Origin of the sequence: Nocardia sp. CY41, from assembly GCF_009829325.1 — a bacterium.
GTDB lineage: Bacteria > Actinomycetota > Actinomycetes > Mycobacteriales > Mycobacteriaceae > Nocardia.
Window position 1 is genome coordinate 99,166 of the sequence record NZ_VUOS01000002.1, and the last position, 23,667, is coordinate 122,832.

Sequence of the window (23,667 nt, forward strand, 5' to 3'; positions counted from 1 at the left end):
GCCACCGCGGTAGCGGTAGTACCTGCCGCCGCACAGCACGCGGCAACTCAATTCTGAACCGGTGCGGCCGGCGCTGCGGGGGTATTGCGCACACTGCGCGACCCGAACATCGCTGTTCGGGTCGCGGGGAGGAGACAGTGCCCGGTCAGGCGGTCTTCGGGAGCAGATCCAGATCTGCCGCGCGCAGCGGTGCGGCGGAACTGGCCAGGTAGCGCTGCAAGGTGGAGCGCTCGTCCAGCACCAGCCAGGTGATCTCGTCCGCGGTCTCCGGCTGCTGATCCTTGGTGGTGACGCCCACCGGGGTGCCGAGCGCGTAGGAGCGGTCGTCGGTGACCGGGACGGTGATGGCGCCGATCTTGGTGGCGGCCCGCTCGGCCACCACGGACTCGATCGGCTGGTCGATCGCGACCGCGACGCGGGTGCCCGGTCCCGCGCCGATGGCCAGCAGCAGCCGGGCGAGGCGGTTGGACCAGCGATCGAGTTCGGCGTAGGTGAGGTCGCAATCGGCGACGGACGCCACGACCGCTTGCGGATCGACCTCGGCGACGGACTGCGCTTGCGGCAGGACGTACAGGTTGTCGGCGAGCGAATCGGTCAGCGTGTGCATGTCGTGTCCTCGGGGTCGATTGAGAGGTTCTCGGCGTACCTCTGAATCTCGTCCTCGAGACGGCTTTTCGACAGCAACCCCAGCGCTGGTCCACGCACTCCCAGGGTGAGGGAAACCCCACCCAAGGGGGTGGGTCAGTCGGTCACGTAGCCGTTGAGAGTGTTGCGCAGATCGGTGAGCAGGGCGCGGGCGGCGGTGAGGCCATCGCCGTGCCAGACGCTGTCCTCCACGGCGAACACCCGGCGATCGGTGGCGGCGCCGAGGTGCTTCCATGCGTCGGTGCGCAGCACCGTCTCGCCGCGCTCCTTGCCCTCCGGGCCCGCGAGGATCACGTAGACGACGTCGCCCTCCACCTTCGTGGCGAACTCGTCCTCGCGCACGTCGAACGAGGCGCCGCGCTGGGCCGCGGGGCGCTGCACGCCCGCGTCGCCGAGCACCTGGCCGGAGAAGCTGTCGCTGCCCTGCACCCGCTGGTTGTCGGCGGCGAACCGGACGACCGAGGCTTGGGTCTGGCCCGCCGCCAAGGCGGCGCCGGTGTCGCGCGCTTCGGTGCGGTAGTTCTGCAGTGCGGTCTCGGCCGCCCCGCGCCGTCCCAGACCCGCCGCGAACGCGGCGAATTCGGCCTGCCAGCTGTTGTTCGAGCCGACCAGCACGGTCGGGGCGATGGCCTGCAGCGCGGTGAAAGTCGCCGCGCCGGTGGGTATCTCGCCCAGGATCAGATCAGGGTGCAGGTTCGCGATCCGGGCCGGGTCGGGCTGCTCGGCGGTGCCGACGCCGGGGATCTTCAGCACGCCGGTGCCGAGGTAGGCGGGCTGCGGACTCGGCCCGTCCATGGTCACCGTGCCCACGACCCGCTCCCACAGGCCGAGCGCGCAGACGGCGTCCAGCGCGGAGGTGGTGAGCACGACGATGCGCTGCGGGTCGGCGGGCACCTCGGAGACGCCGGCCGCGTGGGTGACGCTGCGGGTGGCGTCACCGGGATCCGGCGCGCTCGGCAGCGCGCACGCCCGGGTGGTGTCGCGCTCCAGGCCGACCACTCCCGCGCCCGCGATATTGGTGGTGGTGCGCACGATGGAAGCGGAGTCGTCGGTGGTGCCGCCGCATCCCGCCACGAGAATCGCCGCGCCCGCCGCCACGACCGCCCGCAACCGGTGACCGGCCGCGCTGTTCCGATGGCGGATCGCGCGAATTCGGGTGCGTCCATGCATCACGTCGCTCACCGGCATGCGAGTGAGGGTACATGTGGGCGCCGGTCGTCCCGAGGGTGAGGTGGAGGGGTGGGCGTCGGGCGTGGTTTTCGCCGCGTTCCATGTGGAGCGACTCGGCCGCGCCTTTCGAACGAGGTCTGCCCGTGTTACTGTTTCGATGCGGTCGCGACGGGGAGTTGCGCGACAACGACGAGGGGGAATCATGAGATTGCGTTCCATTCGGCTTGCGTTGTTCTTGTTCATGGTTGTCTGTACCGTTGCCGGAGGTGGCGGGGCGTCTGCAACGCCTCCGCCCGGATCGAAATTCGACTACGAGAAGTTCGCGGCCGATATGGCGGCGTGCGATGCGGATGGCAGCGCCATGAACGAGAGCCAGATACTGTACGGCGCCGTTCATCCGAACGGCTCCAAGATGCAGTTTCGGTGCTATGCGTTGCGCCATATGATCGATGGCGGGCACGATCCGTTCGTCAATCCGAAAGCATTTTTGGACTGCATGGACCGGTTGGTGAGCTTCGGCTTCCCCAGGGACGGGAACAAGCCAGGTCACAAACAGCACATACTCCAGTACAACGGCACGAGCAGCCGGGCGAAACTCGCCTACGATACGAACCGCGGCAACGACATCCTCACTGTCTATACTGAGCCGCGGGACAACGAGTGGTTCGCCTGCGCGACCATGTAATTCACTCGAACGGGGTGCTGAACGCAGATGGGGACACGTCGACGCGAGCTGGTCGCTGCTGCCAGACGGGGTGAGGACGCCATCGAGGAACCGCTGTCACGACTGCGACTCGATCTGACGGAGATGGTCCGTTTCTGCGGTCGGGTATTCTGCGGCGAATCTTCCAGTCATGCTCTGGCGGTGCATGCCATCCGCGCACAAAGCGCCATCGCGATTATCGGCTCGATAGACGGATCCACCGCATTCGATCGCCTGCGGTTGGCGGCGCTCGACAGCGTTGCGGGATACATGAACGGTTTGGACGCCGACACCCTCGACTTGGTGAACGCGGATCGAATAACCGATGGGGTGACGCAGTTCTTCCGGCAGAGAAAAGTGTCGGCGCGTCCGCTGACGGGAATCTTCCTGATCTGCCTGAACGAGGCATACGCCGTCAGTGGAGGATATCGTGAGCCCTATCTCGGGGCGCGGAACATCGCGGAAATGAGATTGTTCACCGACCTCGAAGACGAGCCATTCGTCGCCTTGTGCGACGAATTGACGATTCGATTCGAGGAATCCACCGGTGAGAATTCGTTGATCATCGCGAGCATCGAGGACGTTATGGCGGAGTTCGTGCGCGCGAATCCGGTGTGACAAGCTATAGACGAGAAAAGGGACCCGCACCAAGAGTCGGAGTTGCGGGGAGTCTTCGTGCGGGCCATTCGCCTCACGCGCGGTTGCCGCCGATGCTGAAGCGGGCGCCGGTGGCGTCGGTGACCGCGGACATGCGGCCGTAGGGGGTGTCCTCGGGCGGGGAGAGCACCTTTCCGCCGAGTTCGACGAGCCGCTCGACGGTCTTGTCCACGTCGTCGGCGCCGAAATAGACGGTCCAGCCCGCGGGTGCGCCCTCGGGCAGGAAGGCCGAGGCGTCCATGACGCCGCCCAGCATCGGGCTTTCGGCGTGGATCGTGGAGTAGCGGAATTCGGGAGCGTCGGAAATGGTGAAGACGTCCGACCAGCCGAACACCTCCCGGTAGAACGTCAGCGCGGCGTCGTAGGCGCGGGTGTGCAGCTCGAACCAGGACGGCGCGCCCGCGTGCTCGCGCCACCGGCCGCCGGAGACCAGGCCCATGGTCTCGAATCCGGGGAACGCCCCGGCCTGCCAGATGCCGACGCCCGCACCGCCCACATCGCCCAGCACGGCCATCGTGCCCAGCTCGCCGACCGCCATCGGCGGCACCACCAGCGACGCCCCCGCCGCGGTCGCCGCGTCGGCGGTGGTCTGCGCGTCGGAACTGGACAGATACACCGTCCACTGTTCGGGGCTGTCGGTGTCGCCGGGCATCCTGCCCATGGCGCCCGCCACCGCGCGCCCGTCCTTGCGGAAGGTGACGTACCCGCCGAACTCCTCGCCCGCGCTCTCCGCGGTCCAATCGAACAGCTCGCGGTAGAACGCGATACTCCGATCGAGATCGGAGCTGTACAGATCGACCCAGCAGGGATCGCCGGGCTTGCTGCTCTTCGGTGTCGTCATCGCTGGTCTCCTGGCTGAGGTGAACTCGTGTCACCGATGCAGACGCCCACCGCTCGCGGAACTCATCGGTCCCCGGCGCGACGAGTTCGAGCGACCATGACCTCGGGTCGCAGCGGAGCTCCGCCGATCGCCGCCCGGCCAGAGCCGCCGAACGCCACTCGCCCGAGGGTCGGCAGGCACGCCGATCCCGGCCAGCGTCTCGCCTGGAGAGCTGAGGTGCGCGGGCGGACGAAATCGTTGGAGGGCGGTCTACTTCTCCGTATCGCTGTCGCCGACCGCCGCCACGGGCACCCGAGTCGGTACCTGCACCAGCACGCAATCAACCAACTCATCGGTTGCCGACTACGCGCCAACTCACCCGGACCACGTCTTTCGAGCGAAGCGAGACCGACCATTGCCCGTTCGCGGCCCGGCTCGCGTCCGAGTGGCCGCCGCGTCCGCGACGCAGTCGCCGGCGGCGGTCGCTCGGACGCGAGCCATAAAGGGGCCGCGAACACGCCGCGACGAAGTCGCGGCCAATCGAATACGACAGAGAGTAGGACCCGTTCGGTCGACGCGGGCGCCCCCGGTTTACGATGCCAAGAGCGCAAGCGAACTGTCGTCTGTCCCGACATCGGGGATGGATGCGATCAGCGGAGCCTGCGGAGCGACCTAAAGGCACCTTTCAGGAGGATCAGTGACTGCCGTAGAGCCCCAGCCAGTCCCTCAGTTGGAAGCGACTCGGCCTTATCCGGCTCGGACCGGGCCGAAGGGCTCGTTCATCTACAAGATGGTCACCACCACGGACCCGAAGGTCCTGGGTGTCATGTACTTGACCACGTCGATGGGCTTCTTCCTCATCGGTGGCCTGATGGCCCTGCTGATGCGCGGTGAGCTGGCGCGCCCCGGTCTGCAGTTCCTCTCGACCGAGCAGTTCAACCAGCTGTTCACCATGCACGGCACGATCATGCTGCTGTTCTACGCGACCGCGATCGTGTTCGGCTTCGCCAACATCATCCTTCCGCTGCAGATCGGCGCTCCCGACGTCGCCTTCCCCCGCCTGAACGCCTTCAGCTACTGGCTGTACGCGTTCGGCGCCAGCATGGCGACCGCCGGCTTCATCACCCCGGGCGGCGCCGCAGACTTCGGCTGGACGGCGTACGTGCCGCTGACCGACATCCTGCATTCGCCCGGTGTCGGCACCGACCTGTGGATCCTGGGCCTGGCGGTGTCCGGTCTGGGCACCATCCTCGGTGGCGTGAACATGCTGACCACCGTGGTCTGCCTGCGCGCTCCGGGTATGACCATGTTCCGGATGCCGATCTTCACCTGGAACATCGCCGTCACCAGCGTCCTGGTGCTGCTGGCCTTCCCGCTGCTGACCGCCGCGCTGTTCGGCCTGGCCTACGACCGCCACCTGGGCGGCCACATCTACGACCCTGCCACCGGCGGCATCCTGCTCTACCAGCACCTGTTCTGGTTCTTCGGCCACCCCGAGGTGTACATCATCGCGCTGCCGTTCTTCGGCATCGTCTCGGAGATCTTCCCGGTCTTCTCGCGTAAGCCGATCTTCGGTTACACCACGCTGGTCTACGCCACCCTGGGTATCGCCGCGCTGTCCATCGCGGTGTGGGCGCACCACATGTACGCCACCGGCGCGGTGCTGCTGCCGTACTTCTCGTTCATGACCTTCCTGATCGCGGTCCCGACCGGTGTGAAGTTCTTCAACTGGATCGGCACCATGTGGCGCGGTCAGCTGACCTTCGAGTCGCCGATGCTGTTCTCCATCGGCTTCATCGTCACCTTCCTCTTCGGTGGTCTGTCCGGCGTCATCCTGGCCAGCCCGCCGCTGGACTTCCACGTCACCGACTCGTACTTCGTCGTGGCGCACTTCCACTACGTGCTCTTCGGCACCATCGTGTTCGCCACCTACGCGGGCATCTACTTCTGGTTCCCGAAGATGACCGGCCGGATGCTGGACGAGCGCCTGGCGAAGTGGCACTTCTGGACGACCTTCATCGGCTTCCACACCACCTTCCTGGTCCAGCACTGGCTGGGCGCAGAGGGCATGCCGCGCCGCTACGCCGACTACCTGCCCAGCGACGGCTTCACCACGCTGAACACGATCTCCACGATCGGCGCCTTCGTGCTCGGCGCGTCGATGCTGCCGTTCCTGTGGAACGTCTTCAAGAGCTACCGCTACGGCGAGGTGGTCACCGTGGACGACCCGTGGGGCTACGGCAACTCGCTGGAGTGGGCCACCACCTGCCCGCCGCCGCGGCACAACTTCTACGAGCTGCCGCGGATCCGCTCGGAGCGTCCCGCGTTCGAGCTGCACTACCCGCACATGGTCGAGCGCATGCGCGCCGAGGCGCACGTGGGCTGGGGCTCGGGCAAGCACGCCACCGAGCTGCACGAGCCGAACGCCCTGGCGAAGTAGGGCGCTTTCACGCCGGGGCCGGGCGAACGACGTCCGGCCGCGCCGTAGGATTCCTCGCGACGAGTGTGCACCCGCTGGTCACCAGCGGGTGCACACTCGTTTGTGGAGATCGTTTGCAGAGATCAGTACGCACCGTGCGTTGCGACAACGACGTCCAGCACAGCGACGGCGAACATCGAACATGGAGCGCATCAGTTGGCCGACACCACCGTCCTCGTCACCGTCACCGGACCCGACCGTCCCGGTGTGACGTCCGTGCTGCTCGCGGCCATGTCCCGGCACCAGGTGAGTCTGCTGGACGTGGAGCAGGTCGTGATCCGGGGCAGGCTGACACTCGGCGTCCTGGTCACCTGCCCGACCGACGCCGAGGCGTTGCAGGACGAGCTCGAAGAGGCCATGAACACCGTCGGCATGCACGTCGACGTGGAGGTGGACGCGGCGATCGGCAGGCAGCCGATGTCCACGCACGCGGTGGTCATCCTCGGCAGCCCGGTCACCGCGCGCGCGTTCAGCGCGGTGTCGCGGCAACTGGCCGCCTTGGGGGCGAACATCGACACCATCCGCGGTATCGCCGACTACCCGGTGACCGGTATGGAATTGCTGGTCACCGCGATCGACTCCGGTCCGGACACCGATTCCCGGCTGCGCACGGCGCTGGCCGAGGTCGCGGTGGCCGAGCAGGTCGACGTTGCGGTGGAGCGCGCGGGGCTGGCCCGCCGCGGCAAGCGGCTGATCGTCTTCGACGTCGACTCGACGCTGATCCAGGGCGAGGTCATCGAGATGCTCGCGGCGCACGCGGGCGTGGAGGACGAGGTCCGCAAGGTGACCGAGGCCGCGATGCGCGGCGAGATCGACTTCGCCGAATCGCTGCGACAGCGGGTCGCCACGCTGGCCGGACTGGACGAGTCGGTGATCGAGGAAGTGGCAGACCGGATCGAGCTGACCCCCGGCGCGCGCACCACCATCCGCACGCTGCGCCGGATCGGCTTCCGCTGCGGCGTGGTGTCGGGCGGCTTCCGGCAGGTGATCGAACCGCTGGCGCACGAGCTGGAACTGGACTTCGTGCAGGCGAACACGCTCGAGGTCGTGGACGGCAAGCTGACCGGCCGGGTCGTCGGCGAGATCGTCGACCGGGCGGCCAAGGCGACCGCGCTGCGCAAGTTCGCGGCCGAGGCCGGGGTGCCGATGGAACAGACCGTCGCGGTGGGTGACGGCGCCAACGACATCGACATGCTCAACGCCGCCGGGCTCGGTGTCGCCTTCAACGCCAAGCCCGCGCTGCGCGAGGTCGCCGACGCGGCGCTCTCGCATCCCTATCTGGACGCCGTCCTGTTCATCCTGGGGGTCACCCGGCACGAGGTGGAGGCCGCCGACGCCAGGGACGGGCTGTTGCGCCGCGTACCGCTGGGCTGATCATCCCGGCCCGTTCGGCGTCCGCCTCGGTAGGCTCGCTGCTGTTGATCTTTCGGCGATCGGAGGACGGGTGCGGAAGGCCCTGCTTGTGCTGCTGGCCGGGTTGGCGGTGGCGGGGTGTGGCGGCTCGCCGGACGGGGTTACGACCGAGTCCGCGGATCCCGTTGTGCGCGTGGGCGAGACGGACGACGGACACCAGCGGCGACTGCGGGTCGGGCAGCGGCTGGTGGTCGCGCTCCCGTCGAATCCGTCCACGGGCTACTCCTGGAGCATCACGACGGTGGACGCGGCCGTGGCGAAGCAGGACGGCGAGGCGGATTTCGAACCCGATCCGGCCGTGCCTGTCGCGCCGGGCGCGGGTGGGACGTCGGTGTGGAGTTTCGTCGGCGTGGCCGTGGGGCAGACGCCGTTGACGATGGAGTACCGGCGCCCGTGGGAGCAGGGGCTGGAACCGGCCAGGACGTTTTCGTTGACGATCGAGGTGGAACCATGACGAGCATTCCGGAATGTGGTGCCGAGGTCCGGGATGACGGCGAAAGTCTCACGGGTGCAACGATTTCGGGCATCGAAGGGTTCCGGGCCCGGCACACGGAGCTGTCCGCGGGCTACGGGGCGGGCGATCCGGACGACCCGGCCATGGTGCAGGCGATGCAGATGGTTCTGCATCTGCCCAAGACCGATCCGCCGCCGCGCAGTGCGCTGCTGGCCGCCGCCGCGTCAGCCGCGGTGGCGCTGTGCCTGGACGAGCGCGTCGGGCCCGGTGGCGAGTGGCAGGAACGCTATCTGGCTTGGAAGCGGTCGCGGATCCGCAAGGTGGCTCGCCGGGCGCGCGGCGCCCAATGGCGCGCGACGTGCGGCGTGCCTGGCGTCACCGTCGAGATCGAGGGCGCGCAGGCGCGGGCGCTGGTCCCGGGCCCGGTGGGGCAGGTCGATCCGCTGATCAAGCGGCTGCAGATCGGCGGCACCGATCTCGAGCACGACGATCCAGGGCCGCCCGATCCGGATCTGCCGGTGCTCTGGGTGAACGCCGCGCTCGGGATGACGCTGGGCAAGTCGGCCGCGCAGGTGGGTCACGCCAGCATGCTGTTGGCCGGTGCGCTGCCGGTGGAGCACGCGTGGCGCTGGGCGGAACTCGGCTTCCGTTGCGCGGTGCGCGAGGCGGATGCGCGGCGCTGGGCTGCGCTGGTCGAGCAGGTCGCCGGAGGTGCAGCCGTCGCCGTGCGCGACGCGGGATACACCGAAGTGGCGCCGGGCTCGATGACAGTGATCGCGGTGCCCGCCCGGTCCTGGTGAACCGTCGCGCGGGCGTGTCGGAGGGTGCCCGATACGGCCGTGCGGGCAGCCGTCCCGCGAAGATCCGACCGAACGGCTCGGTTTACCCTCCCCGCGTTGGCAAGTGCCCCCACGCGTGGGCCAAGATGGAGCGCGTGCCGCAACCGGATCCCGATCTGCTCATCGATTTCACCGACGTGACCGTCCGCCGCTCCGGCCATACTCTCGTCGGCCCGGTCACCTGGCAGGTCGAGCTCGACGAACGCTGGGTGGTCCTCGGGCCCAACGGCGCGGGCAAGACCTCACTGCTGCGGATGGCCGCCGCCGAGCTGCATCCGACCGCGGGCATCGCCCATCTGCTGGGGGAGCGGGTCGGGAAGGTGGACATCAGCGAGTTGCGCCCGCGGATCGGCTTGTCGTCGGCCGCGGTGGCCAGCCGGGTGCCGGTCGACGAGAAGGTCAGCGATCTGGTGATCTCCGCGGGCTACGCGGTGCTCGGCCGCTGGCGGGAGCGCTACGACGACATGGACACCGACCGCGCCATCGACATGCTGGAAAGCCTGGGAGCCGAGCATCTCTCGGACCGCACCTACGGCACCCTGTCGGAGGGCGAGCGCAAGCGGGTGCTCATCGCCCGCGCGCTGATGACCGACCCCGAGTTGCTGCTGCTCGACGAGCCGGCCGCGGGCTTGGACCTGGGCGGCCGTGAGGAACTGGTCGAGCGGCTCGGCGATCTCGCGGCCGACCCGGACGCGCCCGCGATCGTGCTGGTCACCCATCACGTGGAGGAGATTCCGCCGGGGTTCACGCACGGCCTGCTGCTCAACGAGGGCGAAGTGGTGGCACAGGGCCTGCTCTCCGACGTGCTCACCGCGGAGAACCTCAGCGACGCCTTCAGGCAATCGATTGCGCTCGATCGCGTCGACGGTCGTTACTTCGCGCGGCGCGCGCGCCGCGCGGGCAGCCACCGCAGCCGCTGACCCGCCCGGCGTGCGGTCGCCCACCAAGCGCGCATCGGGCGTACCTTCGCCTTCGCTCGGGTCGTGTGCGGTCCTACGTCGGTCTCGACTCCGGCCATGCGCGGGCTGTGGACGGAGTGCGTCCGATTGCGCCCGTTATGGTGCAAGGGTGAGTGAGACAGAAGCGCAGGCAGACTCTCAGCGACCGGCATCGCCGCTCAAGGACGCGTCCACGGTGATGCTGGTGCGCGACGGGGCCGACGGACCCGAGATCTTCCTGCAGCGCAGGGTCGGCGCGATGGCGTTCGCCGCGGGCATGACCGTGTTCCCCGGCGGCGGCGTCGACCCCTCCGACGGAACCGCCGACATCGCCTGGGCCGGTCCGGGACCCGCGTGGTGGGCCGAACAATTCGCGACCAGCGAAACCAGGGCCAAGGCGCTGGTCTGCGCGGCCGTCCGGGAGACGTTCGAGGAGTGCGGTGTGTTGCTGGCCGGGCCGGCCGCCGACAGCGTCGTTTCCGACACCACCGGCTACCGAGACGCGCGCGGCAGGCTGGAGCGCAGGGAGCTGACCTTGGCGTCGTTCCTCGCCGACGAGAAGCTGGTGCTCCGCGCCGACCTGCTGCGTCCGTGGGCGAACTGGATCACCCCCGTCATCGAGCCGCGCCGATACGACACCCGGTTCTTCGTCGCGGTGCTGCCGGAGGGCCAGCGCGCAGACGGTGCCACGTCCGAGGCCGCGGAGGTGCGGTGGAGCACCCCGGCCGAGGCCCTGGCACGCTGGCGCTCGGGCACCGACGTGCTGCTGCCGCCGACGTGGTCGCAGTTGGTCGCGCTCGGCGAATTCCGCTCCACCGCCGACATCCTGGCGGCCGAGCGCGCGATCGACCCGATCCTGCCCGTGCTGTCCGATCTGGACGGCACACAGCAGCTGTCCTTCCCCGACAACCACCGCTACTTCGCCGACCTACCCGACACAGGGCGACTCCGTGGATCCGTGCGCCCATGAGTGAGGCGGCCCAGCTGCCGGGCGGGCTGTTGTCGGTGCGGCTGCGGTCGGTCTTCGATCCGCACCGTCGGTGACGGTGGGGACCCGGTAGCGTGGCCTCTCATGGCCGAATTCGTGACCCTGGAGCTGCCGGAGGGTGATGCGCGGGGCGTGGCAGTCCTGCGGTTCGCCCGCCCGCCGATGAATCTGCTGAACGTGCAGCTGGTGCGCGAACTGGCCGAGGCGGCCGACGCCGTCGCGGCGGACCCTGGGGTCGCCGCGGTGGTCGTGTACGGCGACGAACGGGTGTTCTCGGCGGGTGACGACGTGGCCGAACTGTTCGGTCTCGGCAGCGAGCAGGCCGCCGCCATGGCGGCCGACCTGCAGCGCGCCCTGGGCTGCCTGGCCCGGATTCCGCAGCCCACCGTCGCGGCGATCAGCGGCTACTGCCTCGGTGGCGGACTGGAGCTGGCGCTGGGCGCGGACCGCCGCGTCATCGGCGACAACGTCAAGCTGGGTCTGCCGCAGATCGAGACCGGCTTGATCCCGCTCGCCGGCATCCGCCGGCTCGCGCTGCTGATCGGGCCCGGCCCCGCCAAAGATCTCGTCTACACCGGTCGATTCGTCGAGCCGGAGGAGGCGAAGACGCTCGGTCTCGTCGACGAGGTCGTCGCGCCGGACGACGTGTACACCGCCGCGATGCGCTGGGCACGCCGGTTCGTCGGGGGTCCCGCCCGCGCGCTGGCCGCCGCGAAAGCGGTCTTCGAAGCCGGTCCGCACGGCCTCGATCGGGCCCGTGGGGAGTGGTCTGCCCTGTTCACGACGGAAGATCGCCTGATAGGAACAGGTTCTTATCTGGCCAACGGTCCAGGGTCGGCGGAATTCGTGGGCCGATAGCAGGCGTCAACTGCGGATTTGGGTAGGCTTGCCGACCATGACGGTACGTCCCGACGACCCCGCGCCGAACCCGCACGCCACCGAGGCAGAGGTCGAAGCAGCGCTCAAGGATACGAAGCTGGCCCAGGTGCTCTACCACGACTGGGAGGCCGAGACCTACGACGACAAATGGTCCATTTCCTATGACGAGCGCTGTATCGAGTACGCGCGCGGCCGGTTCGACTTGGCCGTGGGCCCCGCGCCGCTGCCATACGGCAAGGCGCTCGAACTCGGTTGCGGTACCGGTTTCTTCCTGCTGAACCTGATGCAGGCGGGCGTGGCGAAGTCCGGCTCGGTCACCGACCTGTCGCCGGGCATGGTGAAGGTCGCGTTGCGTAACGCGCAGAATCTGGGCCTGGACGTGGACGGCCGGGTCGCCGACGCGGAGACCATCCCCTACGAGGACGACACCTTCGATCTGGTGGTCGGCCACGCGGTGCTGCACCACATCCCCGACGTCGAACTCGCGCTCAAGGAGTGCCTGCGCGTGCTCAAGCCGGGCGGCCGCTTCGTGTTCGCCGGTGAGCCCACCACGGTCGGCAACTTCTACGCGCGCTGGCTGGGCCGGATCACCTGGAAGGCCACCACCACGGTGACCAAGCTGCCGATGCTCAGCGGCTGGCGGCGTCCGCAGGAGGAGCTGGACGAGTCCTCCCGCGCGGCGGCCCTGGAAGCGGTCGTCGACCTGCACACCTTCGATCCGCGCGCCCTGGAGGCGATGGCCCGATCGGCCGGCGCCGTCGAGGTGTCGGCCAAGACCGAGGAGTTCGCCGCGGCGCTGTGGGGCTGGCCCGTGCGCACGTTCGAGGCGGCGGTGCCCGCCGAGAAACTCACCTGGCGCTACCGGATGGCCATGTACCGCGCTTGGCTGGGGCTGAGCTGGGTGGACGAGAACGTCATGCGCCGCGTCGTTCCGCGCCAGTTCTTCTACAACGCCATGATCACCGGCGTGAAGCCCACCTCCGCCGGAAAGTAGTTGACCCGCGCTACCGGTCGCGACCCCATCGCCGACCTGGGCAGCGAACTTGCTGCCCAGGTGAACCGGCCGGCGTCACTGCGCCGGAACCCGGAGATGGAGCGGCACCGAAACGGTGACCGGGTCAAGGCTCGCGGGATCGCCACAGGCGCCGGGAAACAGGCCGCCGTCGAGATCACCCGCACCGGCAACCCGAACGGGGCCGTCGCGACAGCGCGGGGGACGGACCCGGCCACCGGACGCCGGTGGGTCGGCAGGGTGCGAACGATTACGGGAGCTCGGTAGTGGGCTATCGCTTCACCCGTGATGATGTGGGATACCTCGGTAGCGCGATCGGCGGGGACGCGCTGGCCGAGGTGGGACAGCTGGAGCTGACCACGGCGACGCACCTGCGCGATCTGGAGCGGGTCCGTCGCGCGCACGGCGATCGGGCGGCGGCCCTGATCGAGACAGTGCGATTGCGGCGCAGAGCAGCCGCCAAACTCCTCGACGCCGGGCAGTGGCTGCTTACCGACGACGCGCTGCAGCAAGCCACCCCGACGCTGGTGGCACGGCAGCGCGCCGCGCGGCTGGCCGGAAGGACGGTGCACGACGTCACCTGCTCGATCGGAGCCGAACTCGCCGAGCTGGCCCGGGTGTGCCCGGCGGTGCTCGGCAGCGATCTGGACGAGGTGCGGCTGGCGATCGCCGCGCACAATCTGGGGCCGCGCCGGCTCGGGGCGGGGGAGCGGAGTGCGCGCGCAACCGCCACCGGTCCCTCGGAGGAAACCCGGAATGTGTTGCTGGCCAGAGCAGATGCCCTGCGCCCGAGCAGTCGTGACACCGTGGTCATCGCCGACCCGGCCCGGCGCGCCGATGGCCGCCGTACGCACGACCCGGCCAAACTCCAACCGCCGCTGCCGGATCTGCTCGCGGCCTACGCGGGCCGCGATCTCGCCGTGAAATGCGCTCCCGGCCTCGATTTCGACCGGCTCGATTGGTCCGGTGAGGTGGAGGTCGTCTCACTCGACGGCTCGGTGCGTGAGGCGTGCCTATGGTCGTCCGGACTCGCCGAGCGGGGTGTCCGTCGTCGCGCGACGGTACTTTCGTCCGAGGTCGGCGGGTGGAGCATCACCGATGCCGAATCCGACGACATCGAGGAGCGCGCGCCGGGGCAATGGATCATCGACCCGGACGGAGCCGTCGTGCGCGCCGGTCTGGTCCGTCATTACGCCGCGAAACACGGCCTGTGGCAATTGGATCCGCGCATCGCCTATCTCACCGGCGACACCGTGCCCGAGGGCGTGCGTGGCTTCCGCATCCTCGACCGCATGGACTTCCGTGAGAAAGCCCTGCGCGCCGAACTGCATCGCCGCGATTGCGGCCCCCTCGAAATCCTCGCCCGGGGCGTCGACATCGATCCGGATGCCCTTCGTGCGCGCCTGAAACCGCGGGGCACCCGCCCGCACACCCTGGTGATCACTCGCATCGGCCGCGCCGCGACGGTTTTCCTCTGTGCCACTCCGTGACCACGCGGGTGCGTCGCCGCCGGCCCACGCCGAAAGTGCGGCGGTGACGCGCCGTACGGCAACGGTACTCACTTCGGCGGGTGCTACTCCGGCTCGAAGGCGAAGATCTCGCCGATGCGGGTGGCGACCACGACCTCACCCTTCGCGCCGATCGACGTGCCGGTGGTGGTTCCCTTCGCGCCCGGCAGGACGTCGGAATCGATGGTGCTTCCGGTTCGCGTATCGAAGGTGACGAGGTTGAGCCCGTCCCCGATGGCCGCGGTGACGTAACCGGTGTCGCCCATCGTCTGCGCTGCCGATCCACGCAGCGCGAGATCCTTGCGCTCCCAAGCCGTTTCGGCCGTGTCGCCCTTGTCCCGGAGCGCGAGCAGGTAGCCGTCCTCGCCGGACGGGACGATGAGGCCGTCATCGGACACCGAGATGCCGCCGCGCGGCGTCCAGTCCAGCCGATGCACCCACTTGGTGCGCCCGTCCGCGGTGTCCAGGGCGATCAGGCGGTTGTTGTTGTCGCCGACGTAGAGGGTGCCGCCGTCGGCGGACAGAGCCGGGCTGGTGGAACTGCCGCCCAGCAGCAGTTCGGCGCTCCACTCCCGCACGACCTTGTCCCCGGTGTAGCGCAGCGCGACCACGGCCGCCGCGGGCCGCCCCGGCTGCCACAACGTCACGTAGAAGCTGCCGCTGCCCGCATCGATGGGGGAGATGTTCGCGACGGGGCACTGCGGCCCTCCGGTCGCGCAGTCGTCGAGTCCCTGGCCCGAGTCGGGCCAGCCGAGCCCGGCGTTGACGAGGAAGTTGGGTTCGCCGAGCAGTTGCAGCGTCGGGACCGCCCGCTCGCCCGTTTGCCGGGACAACACGTCGACCTGACCGGACTGACTGATCGTCAGCAGTTTTCCGTCGCCGGTGAACTGCACCGAGACCGGTGTGCCTGCCACCGGCGTGGCCCACCGCGGTTGCCCGAGGTAGTTGAACGAGATCACCCTGCTGTCGTCGCCGACGTAGACGTTGGTCATCCCGTCGACCGCCGACGGCGCGGAGATCGCGCTCGGGCCCAGCGCGTTGCAGAACCGCTTGCGGCCGGTGGCCATCTGGAAGGAGAAGATCGAGCAGTTCTGCAGCCGCGTGGTGAGGAACAGCTGGCCGTCGGGCCCCAGCGTGACCGGCTGGGCGATCGGACCGCCGATCGGCCGCTGCCAGCTCAGCCCGATCTTCCGCGATCCGGTGATCGGAGCGGTGCCGCTGTTGCGGCCGTCGTGGTAGGCGGCGGTCCAGCCCTTGCCGGTGCCGACGGTGATGTCGTCGTAATCGGTGCCGCAACCGGCCAGGGTCAGCGCGCCGACCGCGGCCAGCACGGCCGCGGCGCGTTTCCGGGACGGTCGCCACATGGAAGTAGCCAGTACGCCGCCGCTTCGCACCTGCCGTACTCCTGTCGTCGTTGGCTCGCACCCGCGCCCTCTCCGAGCGCAGGAGTCACTGTACGGGAGCCCTTTGCGCGGGTGAACCGGTCCCGGCGTTGTGGTCGCGGGTGGTCGTCGCGGGTGGCCGCCGCGAGCGATAGGCTCTATCCGTCGCCGCCGAGGCGAGCGACGGCCGGTAGGACCACGACAGGAGAACCGTTCGTGACGAGCATGTGGGGCGCACCGTTGCGCTCGCGCTGGCGGGGATCGCGCCGCCGGGATCCGCAGCAGGCGCGTTTTCTGACGCCGGCGTCGCTGCGCTGGGTGCTCGCGAACCGGGCGTACACACCCTGGTATCTGGTGCGGTACTACCGGCTGTTCAAGTTCCGCCTGGCCAACCCGCACATCGTGCTGCGCGGCATGGTCTTCCTCGGCCGCCGGGTGGAGATCCACGCCACCCCCGAACTGAGCCGCATGGAGATCGGCCGCTGGGTGCACATCGGCGACGGCAACGCGATCCGCTGCCACGAGGGTTCGCTGCGCATCGGCGACAAGGTGGTGTTCGGCAAGGACAACGTCGTCAACACCTACCTCGATATCGAGATCGGGGAGTCGACCCTGGTGGCCGACTGGTGCTACATCTGCGACTTCGACCACAAGATGGACGACATCAACGTCCCGATCAAGGACCAGGGCATCGTGAAGAGCCCGGTGCGCATCGGCCCCGACACCTGGATCGCGGCCAAGGTGACCGTGCTGCGCGAGACGCGCGTAGGCCGTGGCTGCGTGCTCGGCGCGCACGCCGTGGTCAAGGGCGAGATCCCGGATTACAGCATCGCCGTCGGCGCACCGGCCAAGGTGGTCAAGAACCGCAAGGCCACCTGGGAGGCAGGGGCGGAGGCACGGGCCGAATACTTGGCTGCGCTGGAGGACATCGCGCGTAAGAAGAACGGGGCGACGCAGACCGCCTGAGAAGGACGGCCGGTGCGGTCGCGCAGCGGCTCCGTCGCGGTCGTCGAGGGTAATCTGGCGCGCCGTGATCGCAGCGGCCGCGTTCATCCGCAGAGTAACGTCGCACTCGGCTGTCGCCGGGACCAGCGTCGCCTACCGAACAGATCGCGCAGGCCGACTATATGACGGCCGAGACCGGAGCCGACCACGCCTACACGGTTCGCGGGGGCCGCATCCGGAGTCCGGGTGGCGTGCCACCGCACTGAAGTCCGCTCCGAACCGAGACCGGCGGCCGCCCAGTAGAGCCCGGATTCGTCGGTGCGGGCGAGTAGGTTCGGCGCTATGACTGCCTACGCCGCGCTGTTGCGCGGGATCATGCCGAGCAATCCGAACATGAGCAACGCGAAATTGCGCGCGGTGTTCGAGTCGCTCGGTTTCGAGGGCGTCGGATCGGTGCTGGCCAGCGGCAATATCGTGTTCCACAGCGCGGAGTCCGATGTGTCCGAGCTGGAAGATCGCATCCAGCAGGCGCTGATCCGGGAACTGGGCATCGGCGGTGGGACGATCATCCGCAGTCACGACGAACTGCGGGCACTGCTCGACACCGACCCGTTCCACGGCCTGACCCACGGGCGCGGCACATATCTGATCGCGACGTTCCTCAAGGACACGGCCGAAGCTCCGTCCGACCTGCCCGAGCGGCCCGACCCGCTCACCCGGGTCGTCGGCTATGACGCGGACGCGCGCGCGTTCCTCGCGGTCATCGACAACAGCGAGCCGGGCAAGACGCCCGATTTCATGGCCTGGCTGGAGAAGACATACGGCAAGGACATCACCACCCGCACCTGGCTCACCGTCGAGCGCATCGTCAAGAAGCTGGGCGGCTAGCCGAGGCGGGTGGTTACTTCGGATCGCGTTCCGGCAGGGGACGTTCCACGATGGACGGGCGGCCCAGCGGGTTGCGCACCCGTCGCTTGGCCGACTGATACACCTGGGCGGTTTCCGCCGCCACCACGTCCCACGCGAAATCGGCCGTGAGCCGTTCCCGGGCGGCGTAGGCACGCTGCTGGGTGGCGGCGGGATCGTCGAGGGTGGCGCGGACCGCTTCCACCAAGCCGTCGACGTCCGCGGGCGCGAACGACGCGCCGGTGACGCCGTCGATCACGGCTTCGCCCAGGCCGCCCGCCGTCGAGGTGATCAGCGGGGTGCCCGCCGCGGCCGCTTCCAGCGCGACGATGCCGAACGGTTCGTACCGGCTCGGCAGCACGATCGCGTCGGCGCCGTGCAGCCAACCGAGCAGCTCCGCGTGGTCGAGCTGACCGGTGAAGTTCACCGCGCGGGCGACCCGGTGCACCCGGGCGCGTTCGCGCAACCACTCGAACTGCGTGCCGACGCCCGCGACGGTGAGGGTGGTGCCGGGATGGGCGCGGCGGATGCGCGGCAGCGCGGCGATCGCGTCCTGTACGCCCTTCTCGTATTCGAGCCTGCCCACGTACAGCAGTCGCGGCGGGCCGGTGCGCGGCGAGCGGGGACGGAAGGTCCACGCGCCCACGTCGATGCCGTTGCGGATCACCGTCATCGGGATCCGCTCGGGTCCGTAGAGACGCTCGACTTCGTCCTGCATGGACGCCGAGCAGGTGATCAACGCGTCGGATTCGTTGGCCAGCCACCACTCCACCGAGTGCACCTGCTTGTTGACCTTGCCCGCGACCCAGCCGCTGTGCCGACCGGCCTCGGTGGCGTGGATGGTCGACACCAGCGGCACGTCGTAGTACTCGGCCAGGGCGATGCCGGGGTGGGCGACCAGCCAGTCGTGCGCGTGCACCACGTCGGGCGTCCAGCCGTCGCCGATGCCCGGCTTGCCGAGCGCGACGCCGGCACGCACCATGGCGTGCCCCATGGCCAGCGTCCAGGCGAGCATGTCCTCGCCGAAGTCGAACACCGGCGGGTCCTCCGCGACCGCCACCACGAGCACGCCGTCGGCGATGTAGGAGTGCGTGGGATGGGTCGAGGCGTCGGTGCCGGAGGGGCGCCGGGACAGTACGACCACCTCGTGGCCTGCCGCGGCCAGTTCGACGGCGAGGTGATGCACGTGCCTGCCGAGCCCGCCGACCACGACCGGCGGGTACTCCCACGACACCATCAAAATCTTCATGCAAGTCCTTCTGCGGCCGAGCCCGGGTCCGCCGGACCCGGTCCGTGGCCCGCGGTGGCGGAGCCAGGTCCCGGCGCGGCGGCGGATACACCCCCGGTGGCGCTGGGTACGGACCCCGCGGAGGTCAGTCGTCGCGCGTCCACGCCGGGGAAGAGTCCGTCAGCTGCCCCCCATCCTGCCGCCAACTGCCGTGCTTTCGCGAGTTGGCCCGCCCCGACGGCCGCGGCGATTTCGCGGACCGCGTGGGCGTGGCGGTGCGCGCGGTCGCGCGCGTAACCCGCGGCGGAGTCCTTGCTGACCATGAACGCCCAGTCGCTGGAGACGGTCAGGATCGCTTCGCGCAGCAGCTGATCGGCGACGTGGTCGCGCAGCCCGGGCGCGCCGCCCTGGGCGGCGCGCATCTTGTCGACGGTGTCCAAGCTCAGCCGCACGATATCGTCGTTGAGCTCCACCAGGTCGCGCACCTGCTCGCCCGCCCACACCCGCCAGTCCTTGCCCGAACCCCAGGACGAGTCGGCCAGCGGTACCGGTTCGCCCAGGTAACCGCGGGTTCGCGCGTCGGCGAGGGTGCCCACGGTGACGCCTGCCTCCGGCAGCGCGCGCAGCACCTGCGCCAGCCACTGAGGGCCCTCGTGCCACCAGTGGCCGAACAGTTCGGTGTCGAACGCCGCCACGACCAAGGCGGGCCGACCGATCCGCTCGGACTCGGAGATCAACCGCTCGCGCACCGTCCGCACGAAGTCGTCCACGTCCCGAGCGACGGCCGCGGCGGCCAGTTCCGGGTCGTAGGGAGCCTTGTCCGGGCCCGCGACGGTCTTGCCGGTGACCCGCGCGGGTTTGAGACCCGTGGCGTGGTCGTAGTGATGAAAGTCACGATAGGCGCCGTGTCCGGGGTAGCCGGATTTCGGCGACCAGACCCGGTAGCTCACCTGCAGATCGCGTCCGAACGCGACCACATCGGAATCCCGCACCGGACGGCCGAGCGTCGTGTCGCCGCGCAGGGCGGGCCCGTCGACCATGAAATGCGTCACACCGGCGGCGGCGTAGCCGACCTCCATGCCAGGGGTGTATCCGCACTCCGGCGCCCAGATGCCCGTCGGCGTCTGACCCCAGCGGTGCCGCGCGTCGGCCAAGCCCTCGGCGAGCTGGAACTGGCGCAATCGCGGATCAAGCAGCGGCTGGAACGGATGGGCCAGCGGGCCGCCGAGCAGTTCGATGGTCTCCGCATCGATGAGCGCGCGCCAGACCGGCGCCGCGCCGTGCCGCCAGTACCGCTCGAACTCGGCCAGTGCGGCGGCGGCCAGGCGGTGTTCGTGCCTGCCCAGCGCCACGTTGCCCGCCATGGCGGCTTCGTCGGCGCGCAACTGCCAGTTGCCCAGCCAATGGTGCATCCCCGCCAGGCAGTGCGGGTCGTCCAGCTGAGCCGCGAGCACCGGCGTGATGCCGAGGCTCAGCAGATGCGAACGGCCTTCCGCCGCAAGGGTTCGCAACACCTCGACGACCGGCAGGTAGGACGCGGCCCAGGACTGGTAGAGCCATTCCTCGCCGACCGGCCAGCGACCGTGATGGGCCAGCCAGGGCAGATGGGAGTGCAGGACCAAGGTGAACTGGCCCGGCACGGGGCTTGCGGCGTGCCCGCCGGACACGGTACTGCGATCGGTCAAGGCTTCACCGCGATGGCGACCAGATCCAGACTCGCGTCGATGTCCGCCGCTTCCAGCACGAAATCGTCCGCCGTGACGCTCGCGACGTCCGCGGTCAGTTCCGCGGGCCAGGGTTCACCGGCCAGCGCGCGTTCGATCTGCGCGTCGATGAACGACCCGCCGTGCTTGGCGTCCAGCGCTTTCAGGGCCGGGCCGTGGTGCACGCCGATCATCCGCGCGACCTCGAAACCGGCGTCGACGAGCAGCTCGGTCAGCTCGGCCGCGTTCAGCTCCCTGGTGTGGAACGGGTTGAGCGGAGTGTCACGGCCGGGGGAGAAGGTGATCCGGTTGGGCGTGCTGATCAGCAGCTCCCCGCCGGGACGCAGGACGCGCAGGCACTCCCGCAGGAACTGGGACTGGTCCCAAAGGTGTTCGATCACTTGGAAATTCACCACGACGTCGACCGAGGCGTCCTCCAGCGGCAGCTCGGCGAGGTTGCCCTGGATCATCTCCACGCGGGGGTAGCGTGCGCGCACGTGCTCGACGGCGCCGGTGTCGTAGTCCACGCCGATCACCTTGGTGGCCACGTCGGCGATCATGTCCGCACCGTAGCCCTCGCCGGAACCCGCCTCCAGCACGGTTCTTCCGGCGCAGCGCTCCAGCAGGCGGGCGTAGGCGATCTCGTGCCTGCGGAACCAGTAGTTCTCCTCGGCGATGCCGGGCACGGTGCGCTCGCCGGTCAGCGGCAGCGGTTCGACGGCGCCGACGCTCGTCTCGGGGTCCGCGGGGATGCCGGACGGGACGTCCACTGCGGCAGGGATCACAGCCTCGCTCATCACTCCGACGTTACTGCCACCGTTTCCAGGCGGGACACCCACCCGGTCGGCCCGGAAGTGCGGCTTCGACCGCCCGTAAGCGGGGTCGGCGAACCGGCGCACTGTAACGCGTGGTACCCACTTGTGAGAGAGAAGCCACTAAGTTACCCACGGGTAACTTAACGTAAGGTAATGTCACGGCCTGAGCCACCCACCCGGGCGTACGGCGCAGTTCGTGCGACCACCACATACGTGTAACCAGAACAGGAGGTCGACGAAGACCGATGCCGAACATCGTCGTACTCATCAAGCAGGTTCCCGACACCTGGTCGGAGCGCAAGCTCACCGACGGTGATTTCACCCTCGATCGGGAGGCCGCCGACGCCGTCCTCGACGAGATCAACGAGCGCGCCGTCGAAGAGGCGCTGTTGATCAAAGAGGCCCAGGGTGGCGAGGTCACCGTGCTGGCCGCCGGTCCGGACCGCGCCACCGAGGCCATCCGCAAGGCGCTGTCCATGGGCGCCGACAAGGCCATCCACATCAACGACCCGGCCATCCACGGCTCCGACGCCGTGCAGACGGCGTGGGTGCTGGCGAGCGCGCTCGGCCAGGTCGAGGGTGTCGAGCTGGTCATCGCGGGCAACGAGGCCACCGACGGTCGCGCGGGCGCGGTGCCCGCGATCATCGCCGAGTACCTGGGCCTGCCGCAGCTGACGCACCTGCGCAAGCTGACCGTCGACGGTGACAAGGTCACCGGCGAGCGCGAGACCGACGAAGGCGTGTTCAAGCTGGAGGCCAGCCTGCCCGCCATCGTCAGCGTCACCGAGAAGATCAACGAGCCGCGCTTCCCGTCCTTCAAGGGCATCATGGCCGCGAAGAAGAAGGAAGTGCAGACCTTCACGCTGGCCGACCTGGGCGTCGACCCCTCGACCGTGGGCGTCGCGAACGCGGGCTCCGCGGTCACCGCGGCCACGCCGAAGCCTCCGCGCACCGCGGGCGAGAAGATCGCGGACGAAGGCGACGGCGGCACCAAGATCGCCCAGTACCTGATCGGCCAGAAGATCATCTGATCTCGGTAGCGCTGCAGACTTCCTAGGAGAGAACACACATGGCTGAAGTACTCGTGCTCGTCGAGCACGCCGAGGGTGCGATCAAGAAGGTCAGCACCGAACTGCTCACCGCCGCCCGCGCCCTGGGCGAGCCCGCCGCCGTCGTGCTCGGCACGGCGGGCACCGGCGAGAAGCTGGCCGACGCGCTGGCCGCCGCGGGCGCCGAGAAGATCTACATCGCCGAGTCCGACGATGTGGAGAACTACCTGGTGACCCCGAAGGTCGACGTGCTGGCCGCGCTGACCGAGTCGGTCTCGCCCGCCGCCGTCATCGTCGCCGCCAGCGCCGAAGGCAAGGAGGTGTCGGGTCGCCTGGCCGCCCGCATCGGCTCCGGCCTGCTGGTCGACGTCATCGACGTGAAGTCCGACGGCACCGCCGTGCACTCCATCTTCGGTGGCGCGTTCACCGTCGACGCCAAGGTCACCGGCGATGTCCCGGTGATCTCGGTCCGCCCGGGCGCCGTCGAGGCCTCCGCGCAGGCGGGTGCGGGCGAGAAGGTGACCGTCGAGGTGCCCGCGCAGGAAGAAGGCGTGGTCAAGGTGACCTCGCGGGAGCCGGTCGTGGCCGGTGACCGTCCGGAACTCACCGAGGCGAGCATCGTGGTCTCCGGTGGCCGCGGTGTCGGTTCCGCCGACAACTTCTCGGTGGTCGAGGCGCTTGCCGACTCGCTCGGCGCGGCCGTCGGCGCGTCGCGCGCCGCGGTCGACTCGGGCTACTACCCGGGCCAGTTCCAGGTGGGCCAGACCGGTAAGACGGTCTCCCCGCAGCTGTACATCGCCCTCGGCATCTCCGGCGCCATCCAGCACCGCGCCGGCATGCAGACCTCGAAGACCATCGTCGCGGTCAACAAGGACGAAGAGGCGCCGATCTTCGAGATCGCCGACTACGGCATCGTGGGCGACCTGTTCAACGTCGCGCCCCAGCTGACCGAAGCGGTCAAGGCGCACAAGGGCTGACACCCTTCGGCCGGTCGAAAGGCGGCCCCGACCTTCAGGTCGGGGCCGCCTTTCGCCGAGTTGGTCGGTCTGCGGTTCTGGTGCTCGATCCCCAACGCGCCCTTGGGATCACCGGATGGCCCGAGACTGCTCGTGGTCGGCACGGTTGATGACCCAT

22 protein-coding genes are annotated in these 23,667 nt (G+C 69.2%); 15 read left to right on the top strand and 7 right to left on the bottom strand.

Features of this window, described 5'->3' with window-relative positions:
- Positions 1 to 145 precede the first annotated feature (145 nt).
- On the bottom strand, positions 146 to 607 hold the full coding sequence (locus GVY64_RS02900; RefSeq protein ID WP_159838454.1) for an AMP-binding protein: 462 nt from the start codon (positions 605 to 607) through the stop codon (positions 146 to 148).
- 134 nt (positions 608 to 741) lie between these two features.
- Positions 742 to 1,833 (bottom strand): ABC transporter substrate-binding protein, encoded by a 1,092-nt coding sequence (locus tag GVY64_RS02905; protein ID WP_159838456.1) that lies wholly within the window; start codon positions 1,831 to 1,833, stop codon positions 742 to 744.
- Positions 1,834 to 2,017: 184 nt separating this feature from the next.
- Here GVY64_RS02905 and GVY64_RS02910 point away from each other — a divergent pair, with 184 nt between their 5' ends.
- Positions 2,018 to 2,500: a hypothetical protein gene (locus GVY64_RS02910; RefSeq protein WP_159838458.1), complete on the top strand. Its 483-nt coding sequence runs from the start codon at positions 2,018 to 2,020 to the stop codon at positions 2,498 to 2,500.
- Positions 2,501 to 2,527: 27 nt separating this feature from the next.
- A complete protein-coding gene (locus GVY64_RS02915; protein WP_159838460.1) occupies positions 2,528 to 3,136 on the top strand; it encodes a hypothetical protein in 609 nt (202 codons plus the stop codon).
- Positions 3,137 to 3,209: 73 nt separating this feature from the next.
- Here the strand turns inward: GVY64_RS02915 and GVY64_RS02920 are convergent, their stop codons facing one another.
- A complete protein-coding gene (locus tag GVY64_RS02920; RefSeq protein WP_159838462.1) occupies positions 3,210 to 4,016 on the bottom strand; it encodes a VOC family protein in 807 nt (268 codons plus the stop codon).
- 676 nt (positions 4,017 to 4,692) lie between these two features.
- On the opposite strand from GVY64_RS02920, the gene ctaD reads away from it, so the two are divergent.
- The 9 genes from ctaD (at position 4,693) to GVY64_RS02965 (ending at position 14,487) form a co-directional block, all read left to right on the top strand.
- Positions 4,693 to 6,435 (top strand): aa3-type cytochrome oxidase subunit I, encoded by a 1,743-nt coding sequence (gene ctaD, locus GVY64_RS02925; RefSeq protein ID WP_084488664.1) that lies wholly within the window; start codon positions 4,693 to 4,695, stop codon positions 6,433 to 6,435.
- A gap of 195 nt (positions 6,436 to 6,630) precedes the next feature.
- Complete coding sequence (gene serB / locus GVY64_RS02930) at positions 6,631 to 7,848, top strand: phosphoserine phosphatase SerB (protein WP_159838464.1); 1,218 nt, start codon at positions 6,631 to 6,633, stop codon at positions 7,846 to 7,848.
- A gap of 70 nt (positions 7,849 to 7,918) precedes the next feature.
- The gene (locus GVY64_RS02935) at positions 7,919 to 8,341 is read left to right on the top strand and encodes a protease inhibitor I42 family protein (RefSeq protein WP_159838466.1); all 423 of its coding nucleotides are present in this window, start codon (positions 7,919 to 7,921) and stop codon (positions 8,339 to 8,341) included.
- Positions 8,338 to 9,141, top strand: coding sequence for an aminoacyl-tRNA hydrolase (locus GVY64_RS02940; protein WP_159838468.1), 804 nt, complete (start codon positions 8,338 to 8,340; stop codon positions 9,139 to 9,141). Before GVY64_RS02935 ends, GVY64_RS02940 begins: the two co-directional genes overlap by 4 nt.
- Before the next feature lie 125 nt (positions 9,142 to 9,266).
- Positions 9,267 to 10,100 (top strand): ABC transporter ATP-binding protein, encoded by an 834-nt coding sequence (locus GVY64_RS02945; protein ID WP_159838470.1) that lies wholly within the window; start codon positions 9,267 to 9,269, stop codon positions 10,098 to 10,100.
- A 217-nt stretch (positions 10,101 to 10,317) separates the two neighbouring features.
- A complete protein-coding gene (locus tag GVY64_RS02950; RefSeq protein WP_159838850.1) occupies positions 10,318 to 11,088 on the top strand; it encodes an NUDIX hydrolase in 771 nt (256 codons plus the stop codon).
- 102 nt (positions 11,089 to 11,190) lie between these two features.
- A complete protein-coding gene (locus tag GVY64_RS02955; protein ID WP_159838472.1) occupies positions 11,191 to 11,964 on the top strand; it encodes an enoyl-CoA hydratase-related protein in 774 nt (257 codons plus the stop codon).
- A 37-nt stretch (positions 11,965 to 12,001) separates the two neighbouring features.
- On the top strand, positions 12,002 to 12,979 hold the full coding sequence (locus tag GVY64_RS02960; RefSeq protein WP_159838474.1) for a class I SAM-dependent methyltransferase: 978 nt from the start codon (positions 12,002 to 12,004) through the stop codon (positions 12,977 to 12,979).
- Positions 12,980 to 13,263: 284 nt separating this feature from the next.
- A complete protein-coding gene (locus GVY64_RS02965) occupies positions 13,264 to 14,487 on the top strand; it encodes a THUMP-like domain-containing protein (protein ID WP_159838476.1) in 1,224 nt (407 codons plus the stop codon).
- Positions 14,488 to 14,570: 83 nt separating this feature from the next.
- On the opposite strand, the gene GVY64_RS02970 is transcribed toward GVY64_RS02965, so the two are convergent.
- A complete protein-coding gene (locus tag GVY64_RS02970; protein WP_159838478.1) occupies positions 14,571 to 15,869 on the bottom strand; it encodes an outer membrane protein assembly factor BamB family protein in 1,299 nt (432 codons plus the stop codon).
- Positions 15,870 to 16,103: 234 nt separating this feature from the next.
- On the opposite strand from GVY64_RS02970, the gene GVY64_RS02975 reads away from it, so the two are divergent.
- Together GVY64_RS02975 and GVY64_RS02980 are read left to right on the top strand one after the other, a co-directional pair.
- On the top strand, positions 16,104 to 16,853 hold the full coding sequence (locus GVY64_RS02975) for an acyltransferase (protein ID WP_159838480.1): 750 nt from the start codon (positions 16,104 to 16,106) through the stop codon (positions 16,851 to 16,853).
- Between the two features lie 321 nt (positions 16,854 to 17,174).
- Positions 17,175 to 17,720, top strand: coding sequence for a DUF1697 domain-containing protein (locus GVY64_RS02980; protein ID WP_159838482.1), 546 nt, complete (start codon positions 17,175 to 17,177; stop codon positions 17,718 to 17,720).
- A gap of 13 nt (positions 17,721 to 17,733) precedes the next feature.
- Here GVY64_RS02980 and GVY64_RS02985 read toward each other — a convergent pair whose 3' ends face one another.
- From GVY64_RS02985 to GVY64_RS02995, 3 genes are read right to left on the bottom strand one after another with little or no spacing between them, the layout of a single operon-like run.
- On the bottom strand, positions 17,734 to 18,987 hold the full coding sequence (locus GVY64_RS02985; RefSeq protein WP_159838484.1) for a glycosyltransferase family 4 protein: 1,254 nt from the start codon (positions 18,985 to 18,987) through the stop codon (positions 17,734 to 17,736).
- Positions 18,984 to 20,651 (bottom strand): 1,4-alpha-glucan branching protein domain-containing protein, encoded by a 1,668-nt coding sequence (locus tag GVY64_RS02990; RefSeq protein WP_236566571.1) that lies wholly within the window; start codon positions 20,649 to 20,651, stop codon positions 18,984 to 18,986. Before GVY64_RS02990 ends, GVY64_RS02985 begins: the two co-directional genes overlap by 4 nt.
- Positions 20,648 to 21,466 carry a class I SAM-dependent methyltransferase gene (locus GVY64_RS02995; RefSeq protein WP_159838486.1) on the bottom strand — a complete coding sequence of 273 codons (819 nt, stop codon included), beginning with the start codon at positions 21,464 to 21,466 and terminating at the stop codon, positions 20,648 to 20,650. Before GVY64_RS02995 ends, GVY64_RS02990 begins: the two co-directional genes overlap by 4 nt.
- A 263-nt stretch (positions 21,467 to 21,729) precedes the next feature.
- Here GVY64_RS02995 and GVY64_RS03000 point away from each other — a divergent pair, with 263 nt between their 5' ends.
- Both GVY64_RS03000 and GVY64_RS03005 read left to right on the top strand, forming a co-directional pair.
- Complete coding sequence (locus tag GVY64_RS03000; protein WP_159838488.1) at positions 21,730 to 22,515, top strand: electron transfer flavoprotein subunit beta/FixA family protein; 786 nt, start codon at positions 21,730 to 21,732, stop codon at positions 22,513 to 22,515.
- A gap of 38 nt (positions 22,516 to 22,553) precedes the next feature.
- Positions 22,554 to 23,510 carry an electron transfer flavoprotein subunit alpha/FixB family protein gene (locus GVY64_RS03005; RefSeq protein WP_159838490.1) on the top strand — a complete coding sequence of 319 codons (957 nt, stop codon included), beginning with the start codon at positions 22,554 to 22,556 and terminating at the stop codon, positions 23,508 to 23,510.
- Positions 23,511 to 23,667: the final 157 nt, after the last annotated feature.